The following is a 23,367-nucleotide window of genomic DNA, read 5'->3' on the forward strand; positions in this document are numbered from 1 at the left end:
GTTGGCGGCATCAAACTGTCCCAAATAGAAACATTTTACATGGATCGGCCGTCAGAAGCGGTCCCGCGCGCTTGTTGCTGTTGACCGCTCCCGCGCGACGCATGAGGATGCGTTAACCATATCTTCCTGGCTCAGGTGGGGGACCAATCATGCACAAGCGCCTTGTCGCTGCCCTGTTGGCAGCGGCGACCCTTTCGACGCCGGCTTCGGCGCTCAAGATCGAGCTGCTCGACGCCGGCGGCGTTTCCGAGCCGACCGCCCAATATAAGGCGTTCCGCAAGGCCGCCGACTATTGGGAAGCGATGATCTCGACCGACACGACAGTGCGCATCGACACCTATTTCTATGGCCAGGGAGACGACGCCCCGATCGGCTCGACGACCAACTATTATTATGTCGACAATGTGAAGACGATCCTGGGTGCCATGGCCAATGTCGCCTCCGGCTCGGCCATCGATCAGACCGCGATCGCCAATCTGCCCGATGCCTCGTCCGGCTCGATCGGCATGTGGACGCCCGGCTACACCGATCCCGTGAACAAGACCGGCGCGGACCCGTTCACCAAGATCTACGACAATGACGGCAGCAACAACAATGCGAGCTATGGCGTCACCTGGGCGCTCGGCAAGGCGCTCGGGCTCGTCACGGTCGACGATCTCAAGGACGGCTCGATCCTCTTCAATTCGAGCCTGAACTTCGATTTCGACCCAACCGACGGCATCGCCGCGGGCAGCTATGACTTCACCTTCACGGCCTTCCACGAAATCGGCCATATTCTCGGCTTCACCTCGGGCGTCGACTATTACGACACCTGGGCACCCTCTGACGGCTATGACTGGAATCTCGACTGGATCGGCCATGGCGCCGACATCTTCCGCTATTCGCAGGACGGGCTGGACTGGTCGCTCGGCGGCAATCCGTTCTTCTCGATCGACGGCGGCGCGAGCGCTCTGCTCGGCGGCGCGTTCTCGACCGGCCAGAACTGGGGCAATGGCCAGCAGGCCTCGCACTGGCTGGAAGGCCTCGGCATCATGGACCCGACCGCCGCCAAGGGCGAGATGGGCACGCTGACCGCGCTCGATCTGGCAATGTTCGATGCGCTCGGCTGGAACCTGCGGGTCGATCCGCTGGCCAATCCCAACCTGCGCGTCACCACGGCGGAGATGTTCGCGGCCGGCGGTGGCGCGGTGCCGGAGCCGGCAAGCTGGGCGATGATGATCGGCGGCTTCGCGCTCGTCGGCGCCGGCCTGCGCAAGCGACGGGTGGCAGTCAGCTTCGGCTGACCACCACCTCATCCATCATCCCGGCTTTCGCTGGGATGACGATGAAAGACGTCTTACTCCGGCGCTTTGGCCACGCCGACCAGCGCCGGGCGCAGCAGTCGGTCCTTGATCATATAGCCCGCCTGCATCTCGTGGATGATCGTGCCCGGCGCGGCATCGTTCGAGGGGATCTCGACCATCGCCTGATGCCGGTTGGGATCGAGCGTCTCGCCCACTGCGACAAACTTCTCGACGCCATGCTTGCGGAACACGCTTTCCAGCTCCTTGGCCGTCGCGTCGAGGCCTGTGATGAGGCTCTTGATCTTCTCGTCCTCGCGCAGCTCGGCGGGGATCGCCTCCAGCGCGCGCGCCAGATTGTCGGCGACCGAGAGCACGTCGCGCGAGAAGGCTGTCGCGGCATAGGAGCGCGTGTCGGCCAGTTCCTTCTCCATCCGGCGGCGGACATTCTGCGTGTCGGCCATGGCATAGAGCGTTTCCTGCTTGGCGGCGGCAAGCTCCGCTTCCAGCGCGGCGATGCGCGCAGCCGCGTCGTCGCCTTCGCCCGCGCCGGCCTCGCCAGTGCCCTCGGCGATGTCGGCCGCCAGTGTCTCATTCTCTTCGCCAGTTTGGTTGCCAGCGTGATTGTTCGTCTCGTTCGTCATGATATCCGTCATTGCATCAATTTGGTGAGGGTCTGCGCCGTGAAATCCACCATGGGGACGACACGGGCATAGTTCAACCGCGTGGGGCCGATAACCCCGACCACGCCGACGACGCGGCCGCCCGGCCCCCGATAGGGCGCGGCTATGACCGAAGAGCCGCTCAGGGAAAAGAGCTTGTTCTCCGATCCGATGAAGATCTTGGTCGCGGCGCCTGCCCGCGCACTGTCCAGCAGGCGCGCAATCTCGCTCTTGCCTTCCAGCTCCTCGAGCAATTGCCGCACGCGCTCCAGATCTTCCGCGGCATGGGCGTCGATGAGATTGGCCTGCCCGCGCACGATCAGAACCGGTCTGTCGGCGGTGTCGCGACTCCACGCAGCGAGGCCGCGCGCGATCAGATGCTGCGCCGCCTCGTCCAGCGCATGCTCGCCATCGGCGATCTGCTGCGCCAGCCATTGCTGCGCCTCGGCCAATGTGCGCCCGCTGGCATGCGCAGAGAGGAAATTCGCCGCCTCGATCAGCATGGAGGGCGTCGTGCCCGCCGGCAGATCGACGACGCGATTCTCGACACTGCCGTCGCTGCCGACCAGCACGGCCAGCGCCTGCGTGTTGGAGAGCCAGGCAAAGCTGAACTGCTTCACCAGCGTCTCGCGGCGCGGCACCATGACGAGGCCCGCACAGGCCGACAGCCCGGAGAGCAGCGCCGTCGCCGCATTCAGCGCATCCTCGATCGGCCCTTCACCGGACAGCTCGCGCTCGATCGCGCGCTTGTCCTCGTCATGCGGCTCGGCCGCCTGCATCATCGCATCGACAAACAGGCGCAGCCCCGTCTCAGTCGGCATGCGCCCCGCCGAGGTATGCGGCGCAGCGAGCAGCCCCGCTTCCTCAAGATCCTGCATCACGTTGCGGATCGAGGCCGGCGAGAGATTGAGGCCGGACAGCCGGCTGATCGTGCGGGACCCGACCGGCGTCCCGCTGCCCAGATACGACTCCACGACGACGCGAAAAATATCGCGCGCGCGGTCGTTCAACAGATCGATACCGGGGCCGTTCATGAACGCTAATGTAGGCCCTGCGCCAAGTCAGGCAATCCCTGCGTGAAGAAGGCGAATTTCGCGTCAGATCTCAGGTTCCGCTGGTGGCAGATAGGACGGCGGGGATGGGGGTGGAAAGCGGGCGCAAGCGGAATTAGGTTTGGCGTGGAGGATAAATGCCGGGTCCACACGACAAGATCATTGCCAACGCTGCGAAAACGGGACTCAGGCCCTTCGGCTTCCAGCGCAAGGGGCAGTCGCGCTTATGGTTCTTCGATCATTCTTGGTGGCTCGCTGTCGTCGAGTTCCAGCCAAGCTCTTGGAGCAAGGGTAGCTATCTTAACGTCGCTGCCCACTGGCTCTGGATGGATATAGGCACGATAAGCTTCGACTTCGGCGGGCGGCTGGAAAGTTTCGAGGAGTATGCATCGGACGAACAGTTCGCGATGGTGGCGGCACGCCTCACCGATAGCGCAGCCGAAGAAGCCCGGCGATTTGCGACAATGTTCAGTTCCCTACCTGATACCGCCGAGATTCTCTTGGAGCAGGCGCGGGCGGAGCTACGACAGGCACCGGCGCATCCCGGCTGGATGGCCTACAACGCTGGGGTCGCCGCAGGGCTAGCCGGGCGTAGCAATGACGCAGCCGAGATGTTCGGGCGTGTGTTGAACCGCTCAGGAGATCAAACTTCGCTGCTTCATCTAAAGGCCGAGCGGATGTCCAACCTCACATCGGACGCGGCAAAGTTCAGGCAGGAAGCTGCTTCGACAATCGTGCAACAAAGAGAAAAGCTTGGGCTGTCGCTTTGGGACGCTTCACGGCTTTGACGTCCGCGATGCGTCGCGTCCCGACAGTCCCCTTCATGGGTCACTCTGCGCTCCCGCGTCCGGCGGAGCACGGCATCGACGCAATTTAACGCCCCCAGCCCGGTTCCCGGCCTTGCCACTGCCCGACCGCCTCGCCTAAAGCGGCGCCGATCTTACGAACCCTCTCAAGAAAGTACCGACTCGATGCGTCCTTCCGGCCGAGCGCCCGATGAAATGCGTGCCATCTCCATGGAACCGGGCTTCACCGTCCATGCCGAGGGAAGCTGCCTCGTCTCCTTCGGCGATACGCGCGTGCTCTGCACCGCCAGCGTCGAGGAGCGCGTGCCGCCATTCCTGCGCGGCAAGGGCGAGGGCTGGGTCACCGCCGAATATGGCATGCTGCCCCGCGCCACGCACACGCGCGGCTCGCGCGAGGCGGCCAAGGGCAAGCAGTCCGGCCGCACGCAGGAAATCCAGCGCCTGATCGGCCGCTCGCTGCGCGCCGTGGTGGACCTGAAGGCCCTCGGCGAACGCCAGATCACCCTCGATTGCGACGTCATCCAGGCCGATGGCGGCACGCGCACCGCGAGCATCTCCGGCGCGTGGGTCGCGCTGCGCATCGCGGTCGATAAGCTGATGGCTTCCGGCGCGCTGGCCGTCGATCCGATCCAGGCCAAGGTCGCCGCCGTCTCCTGCGGCATCTATGAAGGCAATCCGGTGCTCGACCTCGATTATATCGAGGACAGCAATGCCCATGCCGACGCCAATTTCGTCCTGCTCTCGAACGGCAACATCGCCGAGGCGCAGGCGACGGCCGAAGGCGCGACCTATGACGAGGAAGCGCTGCTCCGCCTCCTCCGCCTTGCCCGCATCGGCTGCACGAACATCTTCGCCGCGCAGGACAAGGCCACGGGGCGCTGATCCTCAACCCATGACCCGAAAACTCACCCCCGGCCACCTCGTCATCGCCAGCCACAATGAGGGCAAGGTGCGCGAGATCACCGCGCTGCTGGGGCCGCATGGCATAGAGCCAGTGTCGGCCGGATCGCTCGGCCTGCCCGAGCCGGACGAGACCGGCACGACCTTCGCGCAGAATGCCGCGCTGAAGGCGCTTGCTTCGGCCACCGCCTCCGGCCTCCCCGCGCTCGCCGACGACAGCGGCCTCGAAGTCGCCGCGCTCGGCGGCCGCCCGGGCGTTTACACCGCCGACTGGGCCGAGCGGCAATGGTTCGAGGGCGAGCCGGGCCGCGACTGGTACATGGCGATGGGCAAGGTCGAGGGCCTGCTCGCCCAGCAGGGCCCGGCCGTGGATCGCAGCGCCGCCTTCGTCTGCACGCTCTGCCTCGCCTGGCCCGATGGCGAGACCGTCCTGTTCGAGGGCCGCGCCGAGGGCAGCCTGGTCTGGCCGCCGCGCGGAACGATGGGCTTCGGCTACGATCCCGTCTTCCAGCCGCGCAATGCGGCGCTCACCTTTGCGCAGATGGAGCCGGCCGCCAAACATGCCATCAGCCACCGCGCGAAAGCTTTCGAGAAGCTCGTCGCCGCCCTGTTCTGAAGCCCTTCAAATCCTCCCCTCCCTCAAGGGGAGGAGGACCGCCGCCAAAGGCGGTGGTGGAGGGGTATCCCGCTGCAGGACGGCCCCCTCCGTCAGCGCTTCGCGCTGCCACCTCCCCTTGCGGGAGAGGATTTGGAGTCTGCCTCAAGGCCGCCGCGCGCCCGTCAGCGGGTTCCGCCCCGCAATATTCCCCGGCGGATCGTAGCGGCAGACCAGCAGATCGCGCCTGGCATCCGAAACGACCGCGCAGCCGACCATCGTCGTCGTCTTCCAGATCATCTGCGAATAATGGCCGACGTCGAGCCAGTTTCCGCTGCTCGATATGTCCGGCATGACGCCATCGACATAATGGACGCGCTCGTCCAGCCAGGCCCGCGCCATCGCGGCGTAGCTGTAGGCGCCGCGCGACCCCGTCCAGAGATTTTCGCCGCGCGGCTTGGCGCCCATCGCTCCGGGCTGCTTGCCATGCGCGGCAACAGGATCGGCCTCGGCCGCCAGCTGGATCGCGGTCAGCATCGCCGCGCGCAGGGCCGCCGTGTCGCGCACGGTTCCGCGCCGGGCCGTCTGTGCCGTGGAGAGGCTGTGCGGTCCGACGGCGAGCAGCAGGCAGACGAAGATCGCGAGCGTGCGGCGCGGCTGCTGGTCCTCCCCGATTTGCATCGCCCCAGCCTATAAGCCCCCGCTCCGCCCAATGCCAGCCAGGGTGCCAAGTCTGCACTTGACGCTACGGCCGGGAACTTTAACGAACGGGCCGGGATTGCGCGGTAGAGAGGGATATCGTCGCGGTCCGGAACACAGGGGGATGGCAGCCATGGCTGCTAAGCTGTTCGAACAGCATCGGCAATTGATCGCAATGGCCGAGGAGTTGCTGACGCTTGTCCGTCGCGAGCCGCGCGCGAGCATCGAGGAAATCGCGCTGGCGCGCGCGCGCCTCGGCCGGCTCGGCATCGCGCATCTGCAGGCGGAGGACGAATTGATCGTGCAGCCTCTTTTGACAAGCGGTCGTGCCTGCGAACTGCCCGACGCGGAAGCGATTATCGAGGACTTTCGCGAGACCCGCCGGATTTCAGCCGAATATGCCAGCCGGTGGACCATGGCCGCAGTCGAGGCCGACCGCGATGGCTATGCCGCCGCTCTGGACGAAATGGTCGCCTTCATCCGGGAGGTCACCGCGCGCGAGGAAGAGCAGCTCTATCGGCCCGTCATCGCGCTGCTGCGCCACGATGCGGCCTGTCGGGTCCATTAGAAGGCGCGCTACGACGCACGGGCTCGACAATGGGCAATATCGTCAATTCGTATGATCAATTTACCGAAAAGTCAGATTGTGAACGCATCGAGGTTCCAAGGGGAAACAACAGCGGGAGTAGGCGGCCATGGCGGCTGAACTGTTCGAAGAGCATAAGGCACTGATCGCCGCCGCGGAGGAATTGCTGGCGATGGTGCGGCGGGTGCCGCGCACGCCGATCGAGGAAATCGCGCAATTGCGCGTCCGCGTCGCCAATATCGCGCTTGGCCATTTGCGCCACGAAGACGATGTGATCATCAAGCCTCTGGTCGCTTCCGGCCGGATCGACGAGATTCCGGGAGCCGCAGCCCTGATCTCAGATATCCGGGCCGGCCACAGGACCTATTCCGATCATGTGCGCAGCTGGACGCTCCAGTCCGTCGAGCTTGACCGGGCGGGCTATGCCGAAGCGCTGGTCGGCATGATCGACTTTCTGCGCAAGATGACGACCCGCGAGGAAAATCTGCTCTACTGGCCGGCGCTGCGCCTGCTGAACGGCAAGAGCCCCGAGCGGACGGGCTGACTTTCCCCGCCGCGGCGCTATAGCGGGGGCATGACCGACGCGGCGCCTCTCGCCCTCTATATCCACTGGCCATTCTGCGTCGCCAAATGCCCCTATTGCGACTTCAACAGCCATGTCCGCGAGAGCATCGACCAGCCCGCCTGGCGCGATGCGCTCCTGCGCGATCTCGCTTATGAGGCGGACATGCTGCCGGGGCGCATGCTCGGCTCCATCTTCTTCGGCGGTGGCACGCCCTCGCTCATGCCGCCCGAGACAATCGAGGCGCTGATCGACGCCGCCGCCGGCCACTGGTCCTTCGCCCCCGATATCGAGATCACGATGGAGGCCAATCCCAACAGCGCCGAGGCCGCCCGCTTCGCGCAGGCCGCCCAGGCCGGTGTCAACCGGCTCTCGCTCGGCCTGCAGGCGCTGGACGATGCGGCGCTGCGCTTCCTCGGCCGCGCGCATGACGTGCGCGAAGGGCTAGCCGCGCTTGAGGCGGCGCAGGGATGCGTCGATCGGGTGAGCCTCGATCTCATCTATGCCCTCCCGGGCCAGAGCGCGGCCGATTGGGAAGCCGAACTGACCCGCGCCCTCGCCTTCGGCACCGATCATCTCTCGCTCTATCAGCTCACCATCGAGCCGGGCACGCGCTTCGAGACCGATGTCCGCAAAGGCGATTTCGTGCCCGCCGACCCAGATCATGCCGCAGAGCTGTTCGAGCTGACACAGGCCATGACGAGTGCGGCCGGGCGCCCGGCCTATGAAGTATCCAATCATGCCGAGCCGGGTCAGGAAAGCCGCCACAATCTCGCTTACTGGCGTTATGGCGATTATGCTGGCGTCGGCCCCGGCGCGCACGGGCGGCGCGGCGGTGTCGCCACAATCCGGCACCGCAAGCCCGAGAACTGGATGAGCGCGCTTGCCCGCAATGCCCATGGCCTGTCCGAGGAGCGTGCGCTGGAACCGGCCGAGCAGGCGGGCGAAGCGCTGATGATGGGATTGCGTCTTGCCGAAGGCGTTGATCTCCGGGCGCTCGCCGCGCGCATCGGCACACCGCAGGCCGCGCTCGTCGATACCGATGCCGTCGCGCAGCTGGAGCGCCACGGGCTGCTGCGTCGCGACGGGGACCGCCTTGCCACCACGCCCGCGGGCATGCTGCTGCTCGATCGCATCCTGACGGAGATCGTCGCATGCTGACGCATCGGCCTGTTTCACCACGATCAAAGTCCGGGAAGACGACGCTGCGGCGACTCTTCCACGTGGTGGGTTTGGGCGGGGCAGCGGTCTCGATGCCGGCATTCGCCGACTTGCCCGCCGGCGCCTATGACTGGATGGGAACGCTCGCTGGGTCGTGCTGGTCGGCCACAGCGCCCAAGGGCGTACGCGACACGCAATGCTATCGCGCGCAATATGATCGCTTTCTGCGCGGCACGATCGAGATTTCGACGCCGGACGCCACCCCGCCCTATCGTGGCGACTCGCTGTTGGTCTGGGATGAGGCGAAGCGGCGGATCGATTTCCTCTACTGGGGGAGTTCGGGCCGGCACGGCCGCATGATCGGCCGGATGGAGGATGGCAAGATCCTGTTCACGGCCGATGGAGGTGCGACCGCTCCACCCCCGCAACACCGCACGGTCTGGACCCGGATCGATCTCGACAGCTTCGAGGTCGTTCAGCAACGGCGCGACGGCGAGACATGGATCGACGGGCTGACACTTCGATACCGGCGGCAAGGCCCCGCACCCAGGAGCGAGTGAGGCCCGGCCATGTGCGTGCTCGCCTTCGCCTGGAATGCCCATCCGCACTGGCGCCTCGTGCTTGCCGGCAATCGTGACGAACTGCACGCGCGGCCGGCGGCGGCAATCGCGCGTTGGCCCGACGCGACCCACGTCATCGCCGGGCGCGATCTGGAGGCGGGCGGCACCTGGCTCGGCATTTCCGATCAGGGGCGGCTCGCCGTCGTCACCAATCTGCGTGGCTATGGCCCGCCCGAAGCGGGGAGAGCCTCGCGCGGGGCACTGGTGAGCGATCTGCTGACCCGGAACGGGTCGCACAATGATCCGGCCAGGATCGATCCCGCGACGTTCAATCCGTTCAATCTCATCCTCGCCGATCCGGCACAGGCGCTCTTTCTGACCAACCGGCCGATCCAGCGCGGCCCGCTTGGCCTGTGGCGCCGCCGCGTCGTGCCCGTCCCGCTGACGTCGGGCATCCATGGCGTGTCGAACGGTGCCTTCGATGCGCCCTGGCCCAAGATGCTCCAGCTCAAGGCCGCGATGGCCGATTGGCTCGTGGGCGATGCCGACGATTTCGCGCCGCTCTTCTCAGCCCTGCGCAGCGAGACCCTGCCGCCCTTGGGCGTCGCGCCGGACCAGCCCTCGGACGTCCCGCAGGAAGCGCAGACCTCGCCGATCTTCATCCGCAGACCCGTCTATGGCACGCGCTGCAGCACGGTGGTCGCCATCGCCACAGACGGCACCGGCCACATGATCGAGCGCCGGTTCGATCCGGACGGCGGCCAGACCGGCGAAAGCCTCGCGCAATTCCGCTGGCCGCCGCTGATCACGCTGGCGGGTGGACGATAGGTCTGGGGAATTTGGCCGCTATCCCAACTGCCGAAACGCGGTGGAGAGCGGGCTTTGATCTTCCTTCATCTTCAGAGGAGGGGTTAAGGCCGTTGTGTCGTCGTAACCTCCCTGCCCCATTGCCCACCCATCCCGCATCCGGCTCGCAAAGAGCACGGATCGAACCAGGCCAGCCGCAAAACGCTCTGTCCTACTCACTCCATTTCATGCCATCGCAAATGCACCCGGCGCACGATCCGCTGTTCTTTGACCCCGTAAAAATCCGCAGAAAACCGTGCCCTTCGCTCGCCCCGAAGCAAAGTTTCGCGCGTCCGCTATGCGCGATACGTGTGAACTTAGCGAAGTTAAGGCGATAAGCTGCTCGGATATAATGATTTTTCATTACCGGGGAGCGATCTCATCACGCCAGATCTGTCAATATCCGCGCCGTTTCCGCGTCCGCAGGTAGAAACGTTTCGATCGTGACTTCGGACAAGGTCACGTCCACGGCCGTGCCGAACAAGGTCGTGGTGCTGATGAAAGACAGCGGTCCTGCGGGGCTGTCGAGTCGCAGCGGCACGACGAGGCTGCCGTCGTCGATCGCGGGCGCTGTGCGGCCATGGTGCCGGGGCACGGGGTAGCTCTCCAGCTCGGTCAACAACTCGGCAAGCTGCGCATCGGCTGAAATCTCGACGTCGCGCGAGAGCCGCGCCAGCACATGCGCTCGCCACTCGGGCAGGTTGAGGATGCGCCCTGCCAGCCCCTCGGGGTGCAAGCTGAGCCGCAGCACATTGATCGGCGGCGCGATCAGATGCTCAGCGCACCCGGCAAGGAAGGCGTGCGCCGCCTGATTGCCCATCAGCAGGTTCCAGTGCCTGTCCACCGCCAGCGCCGGATTGGGCATATGGCAGCGCAACAGCAGCGCGATCGCCTCGCGCGCGGCGGCGAAGTCCGGCGCGTCGAAAGCCCGCTCCGGATGCACCGGCGCGAAGCCCGCGGCCAGCAGCAGTTCGTTGCGGCCGCGCGGCTCCAGGGCGAGCTGCTCGGCAAGCCGCAACACCATCTCCCGGCTGGGCTTCGACCGCCCGGATTCGATGAAGCTGAGGTGCCGCTGCGAAATCTCGGTGTCGAGCGCGAGCGCGAGCTGGCTGTAGCGGCGGCGCCCGCGCCAGACGCGCAGCAATTCGCCGAATTGGGTAGGCATCTCGGTCATGCAGCGCAGGCTAGAGAGAGCCCATCCACCTTTCAATGACCTGGCAGGTAATCGACTTGAGAACCGATTCGCCCGAGTCTTCCCTCAACGGCGCGGCCCTCCCACCGTGCCCCGAACGAGGAGAAATACGATGTCGAAGATGTTCAGCCTCAATGGCCTGCTGGCGATCGATGCCATCACGTGCGCCGCGATGGGCGTGTTGCTGATGGTCGCCGCCGGGCCGGTTGCGGCGCTCACTGCTCTGCCCGCGTCCTTCCTGTTCTGGGCCGGTGCCGTGCTGCTGCCGATCGCCGCCTTCATGGCGCTCAGCGCCCGCCTCCGGCCAGTGCCTGCCGCCGCGGCCGGCCTCGTCGTCCTCGGCAATATCGGCTGGGTGATCGCAAGCCTGCTGCTTCCCGCGCTCGGTTTCGTGACGCCAAACGCGCTCGGCTGGATCTTCCTCGCCGCGCAGGCCGCCGTCGTCGCGGTGCTGGCGACACTCGAAGCGCAGGCCATGCAGCGCCCCGCCCTCGCCGCCTGATCCCTTGGGTCGCGGCAACTCAGGGCCGGGCGCGAACGACGGTTCTGCCCGGCCCTGTCCTGATCTCAGAACAGCACCGCCAGCGTATGCAGCGCGACACCGACCAGACCACCCACCAGCGTGCCGTTGATCCGGATATACTGAAGGTCGCGCCCCACGGCATTTTCCAGCCGATCCGTGACCGTCTGCGCATCCCAGCCACGCACCGTCTCGGACACCAAAGTCACGATGTTGCCGCCATAGCGCGCGGCCGTGCCGGCGGCGACGCGGCGAGCGAAGCGGTTGACCAGATGCCGCAGGCCGGGGTCGTCGCGCAGCGTTTCGCCGATCTGGCGCGTGAACTCGCCGAGCCGCCCGGCCAGCACCGCATCAGGATCACGCGCGGCCCGGAGGAGCGCCTCGCGCGCGGCCTGCCAGAGGCCATCGAGCCAGCGCTGCATGGCCGGGTTGGCCACCATCTCATCACGAATGCGGTCTACCCGCGCCTGCATCGCGGCATCGTGCTGCAGGTCGAAGGCGAGCGTCATCAGCCCTTCTTCTACCTTGACGCGCAAGCGATGTTCGGGATCGACCGCCGCCTCCTGCAACAGCTTGTCGAGACCTTCGATGATCTTGGTCGCCAACGTCTCGTCCAGCCCCGTCCAGCGCATGATCGAGCCGGAGCGCTCGTGGACGATCTGGTGGATCATCGCGCTATTGGCTTCGAGCGTGTGCGCCGCCCAGCGAATCAGCGCATCGAGTACCGGCTGGTGGCGCCCGTCCTTCATCGCCGCGGTGAGGAGCTGGCCGAGCAACGGCGCGACCTTGAGCTGGCCGATGCGCTGCGTGAGCGCGCTCTTGATCATGCCGCCCAGCCGCTCGTCATCGAGCGCATCGAGACTATCGGCGATGAGGCGCGAGGCGCCGCGCCGCAAGCGGTCGTCGCCGCCCGACGGCGCCGCGAGCAACCGCCCGGCCGCGCCCGCCACGTCGAGCCGCGCCATGCGCCGCGCCACGACGGCGGGCGTCAGGAAATTGTCGCGCAGGAACGAGGCCAGCGTCTCGCCGATCCTGTCCTTGTTGCGCGGGATGATCGCTGTGTGCGGGATCGGCAGGCCGAGCGGATGGCGGAACAGCGCCGTCACCGCGAACCAGTCGGCCAGGCCACCAACCATCGCCGCCTCGGCAAAGGCGCGGATGAAGCCGACCGCCGGATGGACATGCTCGAATTGCCGGGCCGCGATGTAGAGTGCGGCCATGGCAACAAGCAGACCGGTGGCGACAATACGCATCTGCCGTCCACCGTTCACCGCCATGCGGGTCATGCGTCCCTCTCGCCGAGCATCACTGTCCTGTCATGCCGCTCATGCGACATGGTGACAAGCCCGCGCGATGGCTTTGGTTCCCGCTATTCCGCAGGCTGAGGCGCAGTGGGTTCCTCAGCCTTGCCGTCATAAGTGAGCAGGCGGCGGCGCAGCCATGGGCCGAGGCGCTTCTCCATGCCGTCGGCCAGACTGAAGGCAGCCGGCACGATGGCGAGCGTCAGCAGCGTGGACAGCACCAGACCGCCGATCACCGTGATACCCATTGGCGAACGCCATGCGCCGTCACCGGTGAGCGACAGGGCGGTCGGGATCATGCCCGCGGTCATGGCCACGGTGGTCATCACGATCGGCTGGGCACGCTTGTGGCCCGCTTCCATGATCGCCTCATATTTCGGCACGCCGCGGTCCATCTCCTCGAGCGCGAAGTCGATCAGCAGGATCGAGTTCTTCGCGACGATGCCGAGCAGCATCAGCAGGCCGATATAGACCGGCAGCGAGATCGGCTCGCCCAGCATGAGCAGGAACAGCAGGCCGCCCAGCGGCGCCAGCGCCAGCGAGCACATGTTCACCAGCGGCGAGATGAAGCGCTTGTAGAGCAGCACCAGCACCGCGAACACCAGCAGCACGCCGGACGCGACCGCGATGATGAAGTTGACGATCAGCTCCTGCTGCCACTTGTCGCTGCCGACCGCCTGGTTCGAGACGCCTTGCGGCAGGTTCTTCATGATCGGCAGATTGTTGATCTTCTGCATGACCGGGCCCTTGACCTGGTCCTTCGCGAGGTCCGCGCCCACGAAGATGCGGCGCATCTGCGCATAACGCTGGATCTGGGTCGGCCCGGCGCCGAAGCTGATCTCGGCCACGCGGCTGAGCGGCACCGACGTGCCGCTCGTGGTCTGCACCGGCAGGTTCTCGATGGTCGAGAGATCGCGCCGCGACACTTCGGGCAGCATCACGCGGATCGGCACCTGACGATCGGAGAGCGAGAATTTCGCGCTGTTCTGGTCGATGTCGCCGAGCGTCGCGATGCGGATCGTCTGGCTGAGCGACTGCGTCGTCACGCCGAGCTGCGCTGCCAGATCGAGGCGCGGCTTGATGATGAGCTCGGGGCGCTGCATGTCGGCGGTGACGCGCGGCGCTACCACCTCGGGCATCTTCTTCATCTGCTCGACCAGTATCGCCGCCGTTTGCTCCAGCTGCCTGGGATCGGAGCCGTTGAGCATCACGGAGATATCGCGGCCGGTGCCGAACCCGCCCTGCTGCGAGGCGAAGCTGACGCGCGCATCCGGGAACTCGGCCAGCTTCGGCGCCAGATCGCGCTCGAACTCGATGGAGGAACGCTTGCGGTTCTTCTTCAGCGTGATGAAGATGCGGCCATTGCCCTCGCGGATGTTCTCCATCGCAGTCTCGACTTCGGGCTGCGCGTTGATCAGATCCGCCACGCGATCGATGACGATCTCGGTCTGCCGAACCGTCGTGCCCGGCACCATCTCGATGTTGATGCGGCTGAAGTCCTGGTCCTGGTTGGGCTCGAACTGCTGCGGCATCATCGCGAGCAGCGCGACCGTCAGCAGGAACGCCGCGAGGCCGAAGCCCATCATCCACACGCGATGGTCGAGGAATTTCGCGGCGATGCGCCGGCCGATGCCGCCGCCGTGGGCATAGGCCTTGGCACGTTTGGTATCGAGCGCCCAGGCGAGCAGGCTCATGTAGCGATCCATCAGCCAGCCTTCGCCGTGCTTCGCCTCGCCATGATGCTCGAGGAAATAGGCGGCAATCATCGGCGTGATCATGCGGGCCACGGCCAGCGAGATCAGCACCGAGATGACGACGGTGAAGCCGAAGTTCTTGAAGAACTGACCCGAGATGCCCGGCATCAGCGCGACCGGCAGGAATACCGCGACGATCGAGAAAGTCGTCGCGACGACGGCAAGGCCGATCTCGTCGGCCGCGTCGATCGAGGCCTGATAGGCCGTCTTGCCCATGCGCATGTGGCGCACGATGTTCTCGATCTCCACGATGGCGTCATCGACCAGCACGCCGGCGACCAGGCCCAGCGCGAGGAGCGAGAGGAAGTTCAGGTTGAACCCCATGATGTCCATGAAGAAGAAGGTCGGGATGGCCGCCAGCGGAATGGCGATGGCGCTGATCGCCGTCGCGCGCCAGTCGCGCAGGAAGATGAACACCACGATGACAGCCAGCACCGCGCCTTCGATGATGGCGTGCATCGAGCTCGAATACTGGTCCTTGGTGTAGTTCACGCTGGTGAAGAGCTGGCGGAACTTGAGGCCCGGATTCTCCTTTTCGATCTTGTCCAGCGTCGCGATCGCCTCGTCATAGACGTTGACGTCCGAAGCGCCCTTGGCGCGCTGGATCGAGAAGGTGACGACCTGCTTGCCCTCGACCTTGCCGAGCCGCTTCTGCTCGCCATAGCCGTCCGTGACCTTGGCGATCTCGGAAAGCAGCACCGAACGGCCGTTGCCGAGCGAAATCTGGGTCTGGCTCAGATCATAGGCCGACTGCGCGTTGCCGAGTACACGCACGGACTGGCGCGAGCCGGCGATCTCCGCCTGGCCGCCGGCCGCATTGAGATTGACCTGCCGAAGCGTCTGGTTGACTTGGCTCGCAGTCACGCCGAGCGACTGCATTTTCGCCGGATCGAGGATGACGCGAATCTCGCGATCGACGCCGCCACCGCGCTCGACGCGCGCCATGCCCCGGATACCGAGCAGTCGCTTGGCGACCGTGTCGTCCACGAACCAGCTCAACTGCTCGATCGTCATGTCGGTCGCCTGCACGGCGAAGAACGCGATCTCGCCGCCGCCGTTTACCTCGACCTTGCTCACCAAAGGTTCGAGAATGCCGTCCGGCAGATCCGACCGGATCTGATCGACGGCATTCTTGACTTCCTGCGTTGCGACATTCGGGTCGACGCCGATCTGGAACTGCACGAACGTGTCGCTGCCCCCCTCGCGCGCCGTCGACTGGATCTCATCGACGCCGTTCAGCGCGCGGACCGCAGCCTCGACCCGCTGTGTGATCTGCGTCTCGATCTCGGTCGGCGCGGCGCCGGGCTGGCTGATCGAAATCTCGACCGCCGGGAAATCGATGTCGGGGCTATCGACCACCGCCATGTTGATGAACGAGATGACGCCGGCAAGCAGCAGGCCCAGGAACATGACGATCGGCGGCACGGGATTGCGAATGCACCAGGCCGAAATATTGCGAAAACCCATCTGTCCCGTCCTGCTTCAACCTGTCGCACCCGGCCCATCGGCCGGTGCGACCCGTTCCTTAGCTACCGCTGCTCTGCAGCTTGGGCTTCACCGTCTCACCCGGATTGAGGAAGCCGCCTGCGAACAGGACGACCCGCTCCTTGCCGTTCAGACCCTTAGTGATCGCGAGGCCACCAGCCGTGACCGCACCGGTCGTCACGTTGCGGCGCTCGATCTTGTTGTCCTTGCCGACGACATAGACATAAGCGCCCTGATTGTCGCTCTGCACGGCCGATTCCGGCAACACGGAAGCAGACACCTGATCCATCGCGATCTGCGCACTGGCGAAACCGCCCGGACGCAGCGCCTGATTGGCGGGCAGCGCGATCTTCGCGAAGCCCTGACGGTTCGTCTGATCGATGACCGGCGAGATCTGCCAGACAGTGCCCTCGAAGCTCTGCGTGAGGCCGACCGGGGTCACCTTCGCAGCAGTGCCGACCCGGAGCTGCGCAAGCTCACTCTCGGACAACATGGCACGCATTTCCATCTCGCCGCCCTTGGCGATCCGGAACAGGGAGGTGGCCCCACCGCTCACAATCTGGCCGGGCTCGACCGCACGGGTGAGGACGAGACCGCCCTCCGGCGCGCGAATGTCGAGACGGCCGACCTGGGCGCGCATCTGGTTGAGCTGCGCGATCGCGACGTTGACACGGGCGACGGCGGCATCGCGCGTCGCGGTCTTCTGGTCGATGTCCGCCTTCGAGACGAAACCGTCCGCGACCAGCGCACGAGCGCGATCGAGATTGTTCTGGGCAAGCCGCGCATCGGCGCGATTGACATCGACCTGCGCGGCAAGCTGCGCGATCTGCTGGGACTGCAGGGAACGCTCGATCGTCGCGAGGATCTGGCCCTTGCCGACCCAGTCACCGGGCTGGACGTGAACCGCGAGCACGCGGCCGCCCTCGCCGACAACGCCAACCGGCATATCGACCCGCGCGGCGAGCGATCCGGTCGCATTGGCGAGGCGCGTCACGGCTTCCTGACCGGGCGTCGCAACGGTCACCAGAGGAACCTGTTCACCTTCCGCCTCGGTCGCGGCGCCGCCGCCCGTCATGCGGTAGGCCACCATCGCGATGACCGCGAGCAGCACGATCGCGCCGACGATCAGCAGCAGCCTGCGCCGCTTGCGCCGCGTTTCCTCGTCGAGTGCCTGATCGGCCAGCATGGTGTCGTATTTCACGTTTGTTTCGTAGTTCATGGGTTTCGCCGCCTCGACGCGAAAGCGTCCTTCGTCGTTCGCGCTGTATTAGCCAAATAAATCACTTCGAGCAAGCCGGATTCGCAGAATTTTCGCAGCCGCAGCATTCCCGAAAGCCACCGAGCCGGTCGCACGCGCCAAAGGTCCGCCTCGTCAGTTCACCCACGCAGGATGAACGAGGCATGAAGCCATAGACCAACATGGCTGCGTTTTCGATCGATTTCGGACGGTTATGCGACGACCGGCGACAGCGCTTGTAGACTTTGTCTACTCACTGTCAACGCCTTTCGCGGATCTCGCATAGGCCTGCGGCGCGAACCGGGGCCGCGCTCAGCGCGGCTTGACGAACTTGAACAGGAAACGATCGGTCTTTCCACGCACGACCGGATCGAAGATCAGCTTCGTGTGATCGTCCCCCGGTTGCGCCAGTATGTCGCTCGTCGCCGCCAGCCGGAAGCCCGCCGCCTCGAAATCCGCCTTCACGGTGGCCGGATCGATGCGATGCAGCTTGTCGACGATCTCCCGCGTGTCGCCACCGGGATTGGCCGCATGATCGATGACGCCGACTACGCCGCCCGGCTTCATCATCGCGAACAGCGCCTTCACGAACACCGCCGGATCGGCGCGCGGGATCCTGAACCGGTCGGACTGCCAGTAGAGATCGTGATAGCTGTCGTTGATGATCGCGAAATCGAAGCGCTTCTCGCCCGGCGCCAGCGCCTCGAACGGATAGCGGGTCAGCGTCACATTGGGATTCCGGGCCTGCAACGCATCGAGCGCGAACTTGCCGGCCGGATCATTGTAGAACTGCTCGGGTTGATAGGCGACGACGCTGCCGCCCGGGCCGACGCCACGCGACAGAATTTCCGCCCAATAGCCGGTGCCGGTGATGAAATCGGCGGCAACCATGCCGCGGCGCAGGCCGAGGAAGGCGAGCACCTGCCCCGGCTTGCGCGCAGCGTCCAGGCCTTGCGCGGCGCTCGGCCGTCCCGGCTCCTTGAGGACGGCCTCGATCGTTGCGGCGCTCATCCCGCCACCGCCGCGCTGCGCGGGTGCCGTCGTCGCTGCAAGCAGGGCCAGGCTCGCGCCAGCCATGATCATCATTCCGCGCATCGCAGCCCTCCGCTCACTGATGCGCCATAGTGCGCCGCGTGCGCGGAGGGATCAAGCCTGCGTTCAGGCCAGCTTCGCGACCAGACCGCTCTCGAGATTGTGGATCGATTCCAGCATTTTGGCATTGGCCTGAAAAGCGATCTTCGCGGTCAGCATGCCGACCATCTCGTCCGTGAGGGAAACCGACGGCGCGCCAGATATCTCAATGCGCGCCGCGACTCCGCCGCCCTTAAGGTCGCCCTGCACGGCGCGGACGGGCGCGTAACCCTCGGACGCGACGTTGGCGACGTTCGATGCGCTCGCGGTGAGGCGCATATTCGCGGCGTGCAGGCCGGAGGCGGAAATACCGATGGCGTCCATGCGCTGCGGATAGCGTGCAGCGCTTAACCGGCAATGCAGGCAGATGGTTGTGACGTTTCTAACCAGAGCGCGACTGGAATCCGCGTGCCCGGCGCGGTAGAATAGCGCACGCAGGTCAAGGAACAGCCGGGAGAATCCTGCCATGCGAAGCTTCACCGCCGTTGCAGCCCTTGCCGCACTATCGCACGCACCGATTGCGGCGCGACCGACCGAAACCACGCTCCGCCAGGCGGACGCCGAGCAGATGCGCATCATCGTGGACCAGGATGTCGAGGCACAGAAGGCCTTCATGCACCCCAATTACATCATCAACACGCCGGCCAATCAGGTCGATCGCAAGGATCAGATCATCGCGCGGTTCGCGCGCGGGGGCATGGCGAGTGAAAGTTTCGAGCGGACCATCGAGGGTTCGGCGATAACGGGGCAAGTCGGGATCGTCATGGGCCGCGAGACGGTGAAGCCCGCACCGGGGAGCCAGCTTGGCCGGCTGCATCCAGGGAAAACGCTGAACCGGCGCTTCACGAACGTCTTCCTGTGGGAAGACGGCAAGTGGCGCTTCCTCGCCCGTCAGGCCACGGTCGTGACGCCCTGACAGGCGGCGCCGCTACTTCGCCCCCAGCAACGCCTCGCAGCGGCGCGCAAATTTCTGCAGGATGTCGCGCGGCCGCGCCGCGAGCGTCCGACTTCCCGTCTCGACACCGGCCTCGCTCGTGCCCGTGAGCAGCGCATCGCGCAGCCGCGCGTCCAGCTTCATGATGGCTGACGCCGCCTTCATTTCCGGCGAAAGCGTCAGCTTGGCCGGCGCAGGCGCGAAACTCTGCCCACCGGCACGGAAGACCGCCGCGACGCCCTCCTTCTCCGGCCAGTAAAGCTCGATCGCGCCACCGCCCGCCCGGCACCGCAGGATGCGCGCCTCGATCTTGCCATCGCCGAGCAACGCCGCGCTTTCCTCCGACACGTCGAACATCCGCCACGACGGGCCATCCCGACGCACCGGCGCGGCACCGTTTCCGGTGCGGTCCAGATAGTCGGCAAGGTCGTCTGCCATGGCCTGCGCGGCCAGATCGTCGGTCTGCGCCAGCAGCGCCGCACGCTTCGCAAGCACGGCCTCGCGCAGATGCGCCGCGTCCGTGCCCGCGAGCAGCGCGACATAGGCCTCGACCGCCTTCACCCAGACCCCGTCCGCGTTCTCCACATCCTCGGCCGTGCGCGCAAAGGCCTCGAACATCGGCGTCATCGAATAGGGATGTGCATGCTTCTCGGTCACCTCGGTGCGCTGGAACATCGCGACGATCAGCCCGCCTTTGGGATAAAAGACCCTCACACAGGCGCCGATCCCCGTCGAGACATGGGACAGTGCCAGCGGCGTCGGCATCGGCTCGACCACATGCTCGTTCCACTTGAGACTCCCGGTCAGCCGCAACGGATCGCCCGGCAGCTTGCCCTTCAAGACCCTCACCGGCTCCAGCGAAACGAAGGCGCGCGGCCCGAACGGATCGTCCGGCCCATCGACCACCCGCGCCAGCACGATGAGTTCGGCCTTCTGGACGAGTTCGAGATTGGTGGGGGCGCGATAGCCCTCAGGCATTGAGCAGGCGAAAGAGGGGACGGACAGCGCGACCAGCAACAGTGCGAGGGGTCGCATCACCTGCAAACGACCGCAATATCTGCTGTCTCTCGCAAGCTTCGAGACACGATCAAGCCACGCGACGCGCTATCTTCGACAGCTCCTCGCCATGGGCACGGCGCTCTTCCTCAAGATCATAATCGATCTGAAGGCCAAGAAAAAAGCCCTCACTCATCCCAAAGTAGCGCGCCAGTCGCAAATCAACATTGGCATCTACATGCGCCTCTTCCGCCAGAATGGCATCAAGGCGGCCACGCTCGATGCCCGCTCCAACCACCACCTCATCGACCGGAATTTCGCTGCCGATCAGAAAATCCTCACGCAGGATCGACCCCGGGTGGACATTGTCCAGCAAGTCGTCATCCTCGATGATAATCCTCGATCCGAACATTGTCCGCGCCTCCGTCAGACCAATTGAACGTGATCCGCCACTGGCCGTTGATGCGAAGACTATATCGTAAAGGCGTAAAACCTTTCAACTGCTCGAACCTGTTTCCGGACGGGACGCGCAGATCGAAGAGATTGGTCGTGCGATTGATCTGCCGGAGCTTCCGCCGCGCCGTCTGCTGAATGTCCGGCGGCAGCTTGCGGCTGCGTTGACCGACCCAGACTTTTTCGGTTTCGGGATCAGCGAAGGAGCAGATCACAAAGGCGTTTCCCTCACGAGCGCGAAATCAAGCCGGTCGACTATGCGAAATAGCAACCGCCAAAACGGATCAAATAAAAATCGAAACCAAAATGGATATGGATGACGGCGACGCGCGTAAGCAGCAGAAAAATCTCAAAAGACCCTGTTCGGATCGGCGCTGATCTCCAAGATCATCGCCCAAACTTCCGCGTCGTCTTGCCGAACCGCCCCTTGCGCGTCCCCGGCTTGCCCTCGGTAGCGCGGCCCTGATAGCGCCCGGCGCTGGCCGTCACCTGCTGATCGCTCGGCAGTCCCAGTTCCTCAGCTTCCAGCTTGCGAATTTCGTCCCTAAGCCGCCCGGCTTCCTCGAACTCCAGGTCCGCCGCCGCCGCACGCATCTTCTTTTCCAGGTCCTCGATATAGGCGCGCAGATTATGGCCCACGAGGTGCGGCGCATCGTCCAGCCCGGTCTCGACCAGCACGCTGTCCTTGTTGGAGACATGCGCGATGATGTCGCCGATGTTGCGCTTGATCGTGGTCGGCGTGATGCCGTGGTCGCGATTATAGGCTTCCTGCTTCTCGCGGCGTCGGGCGGTCTCGTTGAGCGCGCGCTCCATGCTGCCGGTGATGCGATCCGCATAGAGGATCACGCGCCCGTCCACATTGCGCGCCGCGCGGCCGATGGTCTGGATCAGCGACGTCTCCGAGCGCAGAAAGCCTTCCTTGTCCGCATCGAGAATGCCGACCAGCCCGCATTCCGGAATATCGAGCCCTTCGCGCAGCAGGTTGATGCCGACCAGCACATCATAGACGCCGAGCCGCAGATCGCGGATCAGCTCGATGCGCTCCAGCGTCTCCACGTCGCTATGCATGTAGCGCACCTTGAGGCCCGCCTCGTGCATGAACTCGGTCAGATCCTCGGCCATGCGCTTGGTGAGCGTCGTCACCAACGTGCGATAGCCCTTCGCCGCCGTGATCCGCGCCTCGTTGATGAGATCGTCGACCTGATCCTCGACCGGCTTGATCTCCACCGGCGGGTCGATGAGGCCGGTCGGGCGGATCACCTGCTCGGAGAAAGTGCCGCCGGTCCGCTCCATTTCCCAGCCGCCCGGCGTCGCCGAGACGCTGACCGTCTGCGGGCGCATCGCGTCCCACTCGTTGAAGCGCAGCGGCCGATTGTCGATGCAGCTCGGCAGGCGGAAGCCATATTCGGCCAGCGTCACCTTGCGGCGATGATCGCCCCGCGCCATCGCGCCGATCTGCGGCACGGTCTGGTGGCTCTCGTCAACGAAGAGGAGCGCATTGTCCGGCAGATATTCGAACAAGGTCGGCGGAGGCTCACCCGGCAGGCGGCCGGTCAGGAAGCGCGAATAATTCTCGATGCCCGCGCAGGCCCCGGTCGCCGCGATCATCTCCAGATCGAAATTGGTGCGCTGCTCCAGCCTTTGCGCTTCCAGCAGCCGGCCCGCCTCGGTCAGCTCCTTCAACCGCTCGCTCAGCTCATGCTTGATCGCTTCCATCGCCTGCTTGAGCGTCGGCCCCGGCGTCACATGGTGCGAGTTCGGGAAGACCTTCACATAGTCCAGCGATGCCGCCTTCTTGCCGGTCAGCGGATCAAACTCGACAATCTCCTCGATCTCGTCGCCGAAGAAGCTGATCCGCCAGGCATTATCCTCATAATGCGAGGGGAAAATCTCCAGATTGTCCCCGCGCACTCGGAAGTTGCCGCGCGCGAAGGCCGCGTCGTTGCGCTTGTACTGCAGCGCCACCAGCTTGCGGATGATCTCGCGGCTGTCGACCGTCTGCCCCTTCTTCATCGAGAAGGTCATCGCCGAATAGGTCTCGACCGAGCCGATGCCATACAGGCACGACACCGACGCAACGATGATCACATCGTCCCGCTCCAGCAATGACCGCGTCGCCGAATGGCGCATCCGGTCGATCGCCTCGTTCACGCTCGACTCTTTCTCGATGTACGTGTCGCTGCGCGGCACATAGGCCTCGGGCTGATAATAATCGTAATAGCTGACGAAATATTCGACCGCATTCTCCGGGAAGAAGCTCTTGAACTCGCCATAGAGCTGCGCCGCGAGGATCTTGTTCGGCGCCAGGATCAGCGCCGGCCGCTGCACCGCCTCGATCACCTTCGCCATGGTGAAGGTCTTGCCCGATCCGGTGACGCCGAGCAGTACCTGATCCTTCTCGCCCGCCAGCGCACTCTCGACCAGTTCCGCGATCGCCGTCGGCTGATCTCCCGCCGGTTCATAATCGCTCACGAGCTTGAACGCCCGCCCCCCCTCCGCCTTCTCCGGCCGCGCCGGACGATGGGGAACGAAACCGGCATCGGTTTCAGGCTCTGCGAGGTTCGTGCGGATCTGGATCGCCATCCCGCGAATATGGCGACGATGGGGTCAGGGGGCAATGGGGGAGTGAGAACAAAGAGGGATCGGAGCCAGAAA

23 protein-coding genes and 2 pseudogenes are annotated in these 23,367 nt (G+C 65.2%); 12 read left to right on the forward strand and 13 right to left on the reverse strand.

Features of this window, described 5'->3' with window-relative positions; translation table 11 throughout:
* Nucleotides 1–149: 149 nt before the first annotated feature.
* Nucleotides 150–1,100 (forward strand): annotated as a pseudogene (locus tag KM135_RS19760) (NF038122 family metalloprotease); the annotation flags it as partial.
* An 84-nt stretch (nucleotides 1,101–1,184) separates the two neighbouring features.
* Nucleotides 1,185–1,283: pseudogene (locus KM135_RS20205) on the forward strand (PEPxxWA-CTERM sorting domain-containing protein); the annotation flags it as partial.
* A gap of 53 nt (nucleotides 1,284–1,336) precedes the next feature.
* Here KM135_RS20205 and grpE read toward each other — a convergent pair.
* Complete coding sequence (grpE, locus tag KM135_RS10795; protein WP_246605940.1) at nucleotides 1,337–1,936, reverse strand: nucleotide exchange factor GrpE; 600 nt, start codon at nucleotides 1,934–1,936, stop codon at nucleotides 1,337–1,339.
* Nucleotides 1,933–2,976: a heat-inducible transcriptional repressor HrcA gene (gene hrcA, locus KM135_RS10800; RefSeq protein ID WP_221714013.1), complete on the reverse strand. Its 1,044-nt coding sequence runs from the start codon at nucleotides 2,974–2,976 to the stop codon at nucleotides 1,933–1,935. Before hrcA ends, grpE begins: the two co-directional genes overlap by 4 nt.
* 155 nt (nucleotides 2,977–3,131) lie before the next feature.
* On the opposite strand from hrcA, the gene KM135_RS10805 reads away from it, so the two are divergent.
* The 3 genes from KM135_RS10805 (at nucleotide 3,132) to rdgB (ending at nucleotide 5,316) form a co-directional block, all read left to right on the forward strand.
* The gene (locus tag KM135_RS10805; RefSeq protein ID WP_221714014.1) at nucleotides 3,132–3,782 is read left to right on the forward strand and encodes a DUF4304 domain-containing protein; all 651 of its coding nucleotides are present in this window, start codon (nucleotides 3,132–3,134) and stop codon (nucleotides 3,780–3,782) included.
* Between the two features lie 183 nt (nucleotides 3,783–3,965).
* Nucleotides 3,966–4,682: a ribonuclease PH gene (rph, locus tag KM135_RS10810; RefSeq protein WP_221714015.1), complete on the forward strand. Its 717-nt coding sequence runs from the start codon at nucleotides 3,966–3,968 to the stop codon at nucleotides 4,680–4,682.
* A gap of 10 nt (nucleotides 4,683–4,692) precedes the next feature.
* Nucleotides 4,693–5,316: an RdgB/HAM1 family non-canonical purine NTP pyrophosphatase gene (gene rdgB / locus KM135_RS10815; RefSeq protein ID WP_221714016.1), complete on the forward strand. Its 624-nt coding sequence runs from the start codon at nucleotides 4,693–4,695 to the stop codon at nucleotides 5,314–5,316.
* 144 nt (nucleotides 5,317–5,460) lie between these two features.
* Here rdgB and KM135_RS10820 read toward each other — a convergent pair whose 3' ends face one another.
* Nucleotides 5,461–5,976, reverse strand: a complete 516-nt coding sequence (locus tag KM135_RS10820; RefSeq protein ID WP_221714017.1) for a CAP domain-containing protein — start codon at nucleotides 5,974–5,976, stop codon at nucleotides 5,461–5,463.
* Nucleotides 5,977–6,127: 151 nt separating this feature from the next.
* Here KM135_RS10820 and KM135_RS10825 point away from each other — a divergent pair, with 151 nt between their 5' ends.
* The 5 genes from KM135_RS10825 to KM135_RS10845 all read left to right on the forward strand — a co-directional run bounded on the left by KM135_RS10825 (nucleotide 6,128) and on the right by KM135_RS10845 (nucleotide 9,691).
* Entirely contained in the window at nucleotides 6,128–6,562 is a 435-nt protein-coding gene (locus KM135_RS10825; protein WP_221714018.1) for a hypothetical protein, read from the forward strand.
* 127 nt (nucleotides 6,563–6,689) lie between these two features.
* Nucleotides 6,690–7,124, forward strand: coding sequence for a hemerythrin domain-containing protein (locus KM135_RS10830; RefSeq protein ID WP_221714019.1), 435 nt, complete (start codon nucleotides 6,690–6,692; stop codon nucleotides 7,122–7,124).
* Nucleotides 7,125–7,154: 30 nt separating this feature from the next.
* A complete protein-coding gene (gene hemW, locus KM135_RS10835) occupies nucleotides 7,155–8,303 on the forward strand; it encodes a radical SAM family heme chaperone HemW (protein ID WP_221714020.1) in 1,149 nt (382 codons plus the stop codon).
* A gap of 92 nt (nucleotides 8,304–8,395) precedes the next feature.
* On the forward strand, nucleotides 8,396–8,863 hold the full coding sequence (locus KM135_RS10840) for a hypothetical protein (protein WP_221714021.1): 468 nt from the start codon (nucleotides 8,396–8,398) through the stop codon (nucleotides 8,861–8,863).
* A 9-nt stretch (nucleotides 8,864–8,872) separates the two neighbouring features.
* Complete coding sequence (locus KM135_RS10845) at nucleotides 8,873–9,691, forward strand: NRDE family protein (protein ID WP_221714022.1); 819 nt, start codon at nucleotides 8,873–8,875, stop codon at nucleotides 9,689–9,691.
* A gap of 400 nt (nucleotides 9,692–10,091) precedes the next feature.
* Here the strand turns inward: KM135_RS10845 and KM135_RS10850 are convergent, their stop codons facing one another.
* Entirely contained in the window at nucleotides 10,092–10,883 is a 792-nt protein-coding gene (locus KM135_RS10850) for a helix-turn-helix domain-containing protein (RefSeq protein ID WP_221714023.1), read from the reverse strand.
* 130 nt (nucleotides 10,884–11,013) lie between these two features.
* Between KM135_RS10850 and KM135_RS10855 the strand changes: the two genes are divergently transcribed.
* Nucleotides 11,014–11,403: a hypothetical protein gene (locus KM135_RS10855; protein WP_221714024.1), complete on the forward strand. Its 390-nt coding sequence runs from the start codon at nucleotides 11,014–11,016 to the stop codon at nucleotides 11,401–11,403.
* Between the two features lie 65 nt (nucleotides 11,404–11,468).
* Here the strand turns inward: KM135_RS10855 and KM135_RS10860 are convergent, their stop codons facing one another.
* The 5 genes from KM135_RS10860 to KM135_RS10880 all read right to left on the reverse strand — a co-directional run bounded on the left by KM135_RS10860 (nucleotide 11,469) and on the right by KM135_RS10880 (nucleotide 18,797).
* Nucleotides 11,469–12,707, reverse strand: a complete 1,239-nt coding sequence (locus KM135_RS10860; RefSeq protein WP_246605942.1) for a DUF445 domain-containing protein — start codon at nucleotides 12,705–12,707, stop codon at nucleotides 11,469–11,471.
* A gap of 83 nt (nucleotides 12,708–12,790) precedes the next feature.
* On the reverse strand, nucleotides 12,791–15,943 hold the full coding sequence (locus KM135_RS10865) for an efflux RND transporter permease subunit (RefSeq protein WP_221714025.1): 3,153 nt from the start codon (nucleotides 15,941–15,943) through the stop codon (nucleotides 12,791–12,793).
* A gap of 58 nt (nucleotides 15,944–16,001) precedes the next feature.
* On the reverse strand, nucleotides 16,002–17,180 hold the full coding sequence (locus KM135_RS10870) for an efflux RND transporter periplasmic adaptor subunit (protein WP_221714026.1): 1,179 nt from the start codon (nucleotides 17,178–17,180) through the stop codon (nucleotides 16,002–16,004).
* A 330-nt stretch (nucleotides 17,181–17,510) separates the two neighbouring features.
* Nucleotides 17,511–18,284: a class I SAM-dependent methyltransferase gene (locus tag KM135_RS10875; protein WP_246605943.1), complete on the reverse strand. Its 774-nt coding sequence runs from the start codon at nucleotides 18,282–18,284 to the stop codon at nucleotides 17,511–17,513.
* A 72-nt stretch (nucleotides 18,285–18,356) separates the two neighbouring features.
* Nucleotides 18,357–18,797: a flagellar basal body rod C-terminal domain-containing protein gene (locus KM135_RS10880; RefSeq protein ID WP_221714028.1), complete on the reverse strand. Its 441-nt coding sequence runs from the start codon at nucleotides 18,795–18,797 to the stop codon at nucleotides 18,357–18,359.
* Between KM135_RS10880 and KM135_RS10885 the strand changes: the two genes are divergently transcribed.
* Entirely contained in the window at nucleotides 18,796–19,245 is a 450-nt protein-coding gene (locus tag KM135_RS10885; RefSeq protein WP_221714029.1) for a nuclear transport factor 2 family protein, read from the forward strand. The two genes, KM135_RS10880 and KM135_RS10885, sit on opposite strands and share 2 nt — an antisense overlap.
* 12 nt (nucleotides 19,246–19,257) lie before the next feature.
* On the opposite strand, the gene KM135_RS10890 is transcribed toward KM135_RS10885, so the two are convergent.
* The 4 genes from KM135_RS10890 to uvrB form a co-directional block, all read right to left on the reverse strand.
* Nucleotides 19,258–20,301 (reverse strand): hypothetical protein, encoded by a 1,044-nt coding sequence (locus tag KM135_RS10890; RefSeq protein WP_221714030.1) that lies wholly within the window; start codon nucleotides 20,299–20,301, stop codon nucleotides 19,258–19,260.
* A gap of 49 nt (nucleotides 20,302–20,350) precedes the next feature.
* Entirely contained in the window at nucleotides 20,351–20,635 is a 285-nt protein-coding gene (locus KM135_RS10895; RefSeq protein WP_343228175.1) for a HigA family addiction module antitoxin, read from the reverse strand.
* A 4-nt stretch (nucleotides 20,636–20,639) separates the two neighbouring features.
* Nucleotides 20,640–20,927 (reverse strand): type II toxin-antitoxin system RelE/ParE family toxin, encoded by a 288-nt coding sequence (locus KM135_RS10900; protein ID WP_221714032.1) that lies wholly within the window; start codon nucleotides 20,925–20,927, stop codon nucleotides 20,640–20,642.
* A 172-nt stretch (nucleotides 20,928–21,099) separates the two neighbouring features.
* The gene (gene uvrB, locus KM135_RS10905) at nucleotides 21,100–23,295 is read right to left on the reverse strand and encodes an excinuclease ABC subunit UvrB (RefSeq protein ID WP_221714033.1); all 2,196 of its coding nucleotides are present in this window, start codon (nucleotides 23,293–23,295) and stop codon (nucleotides 21,100–21,102) included.
* Nucleotides 23,296–23,367: the final 72 nt, after the last annotated feature.

The sequence above is a fragment of the Sphingobium xanthum genome (assembly GCF_019737615.1).
Taxonomy (GTDB): Bacteria; Pseudomonadota; Alphaproteobacteria; order Sphingomonadales; family Sphingomonadaceae; genus Sphingobium; species Sphingobium xanthum.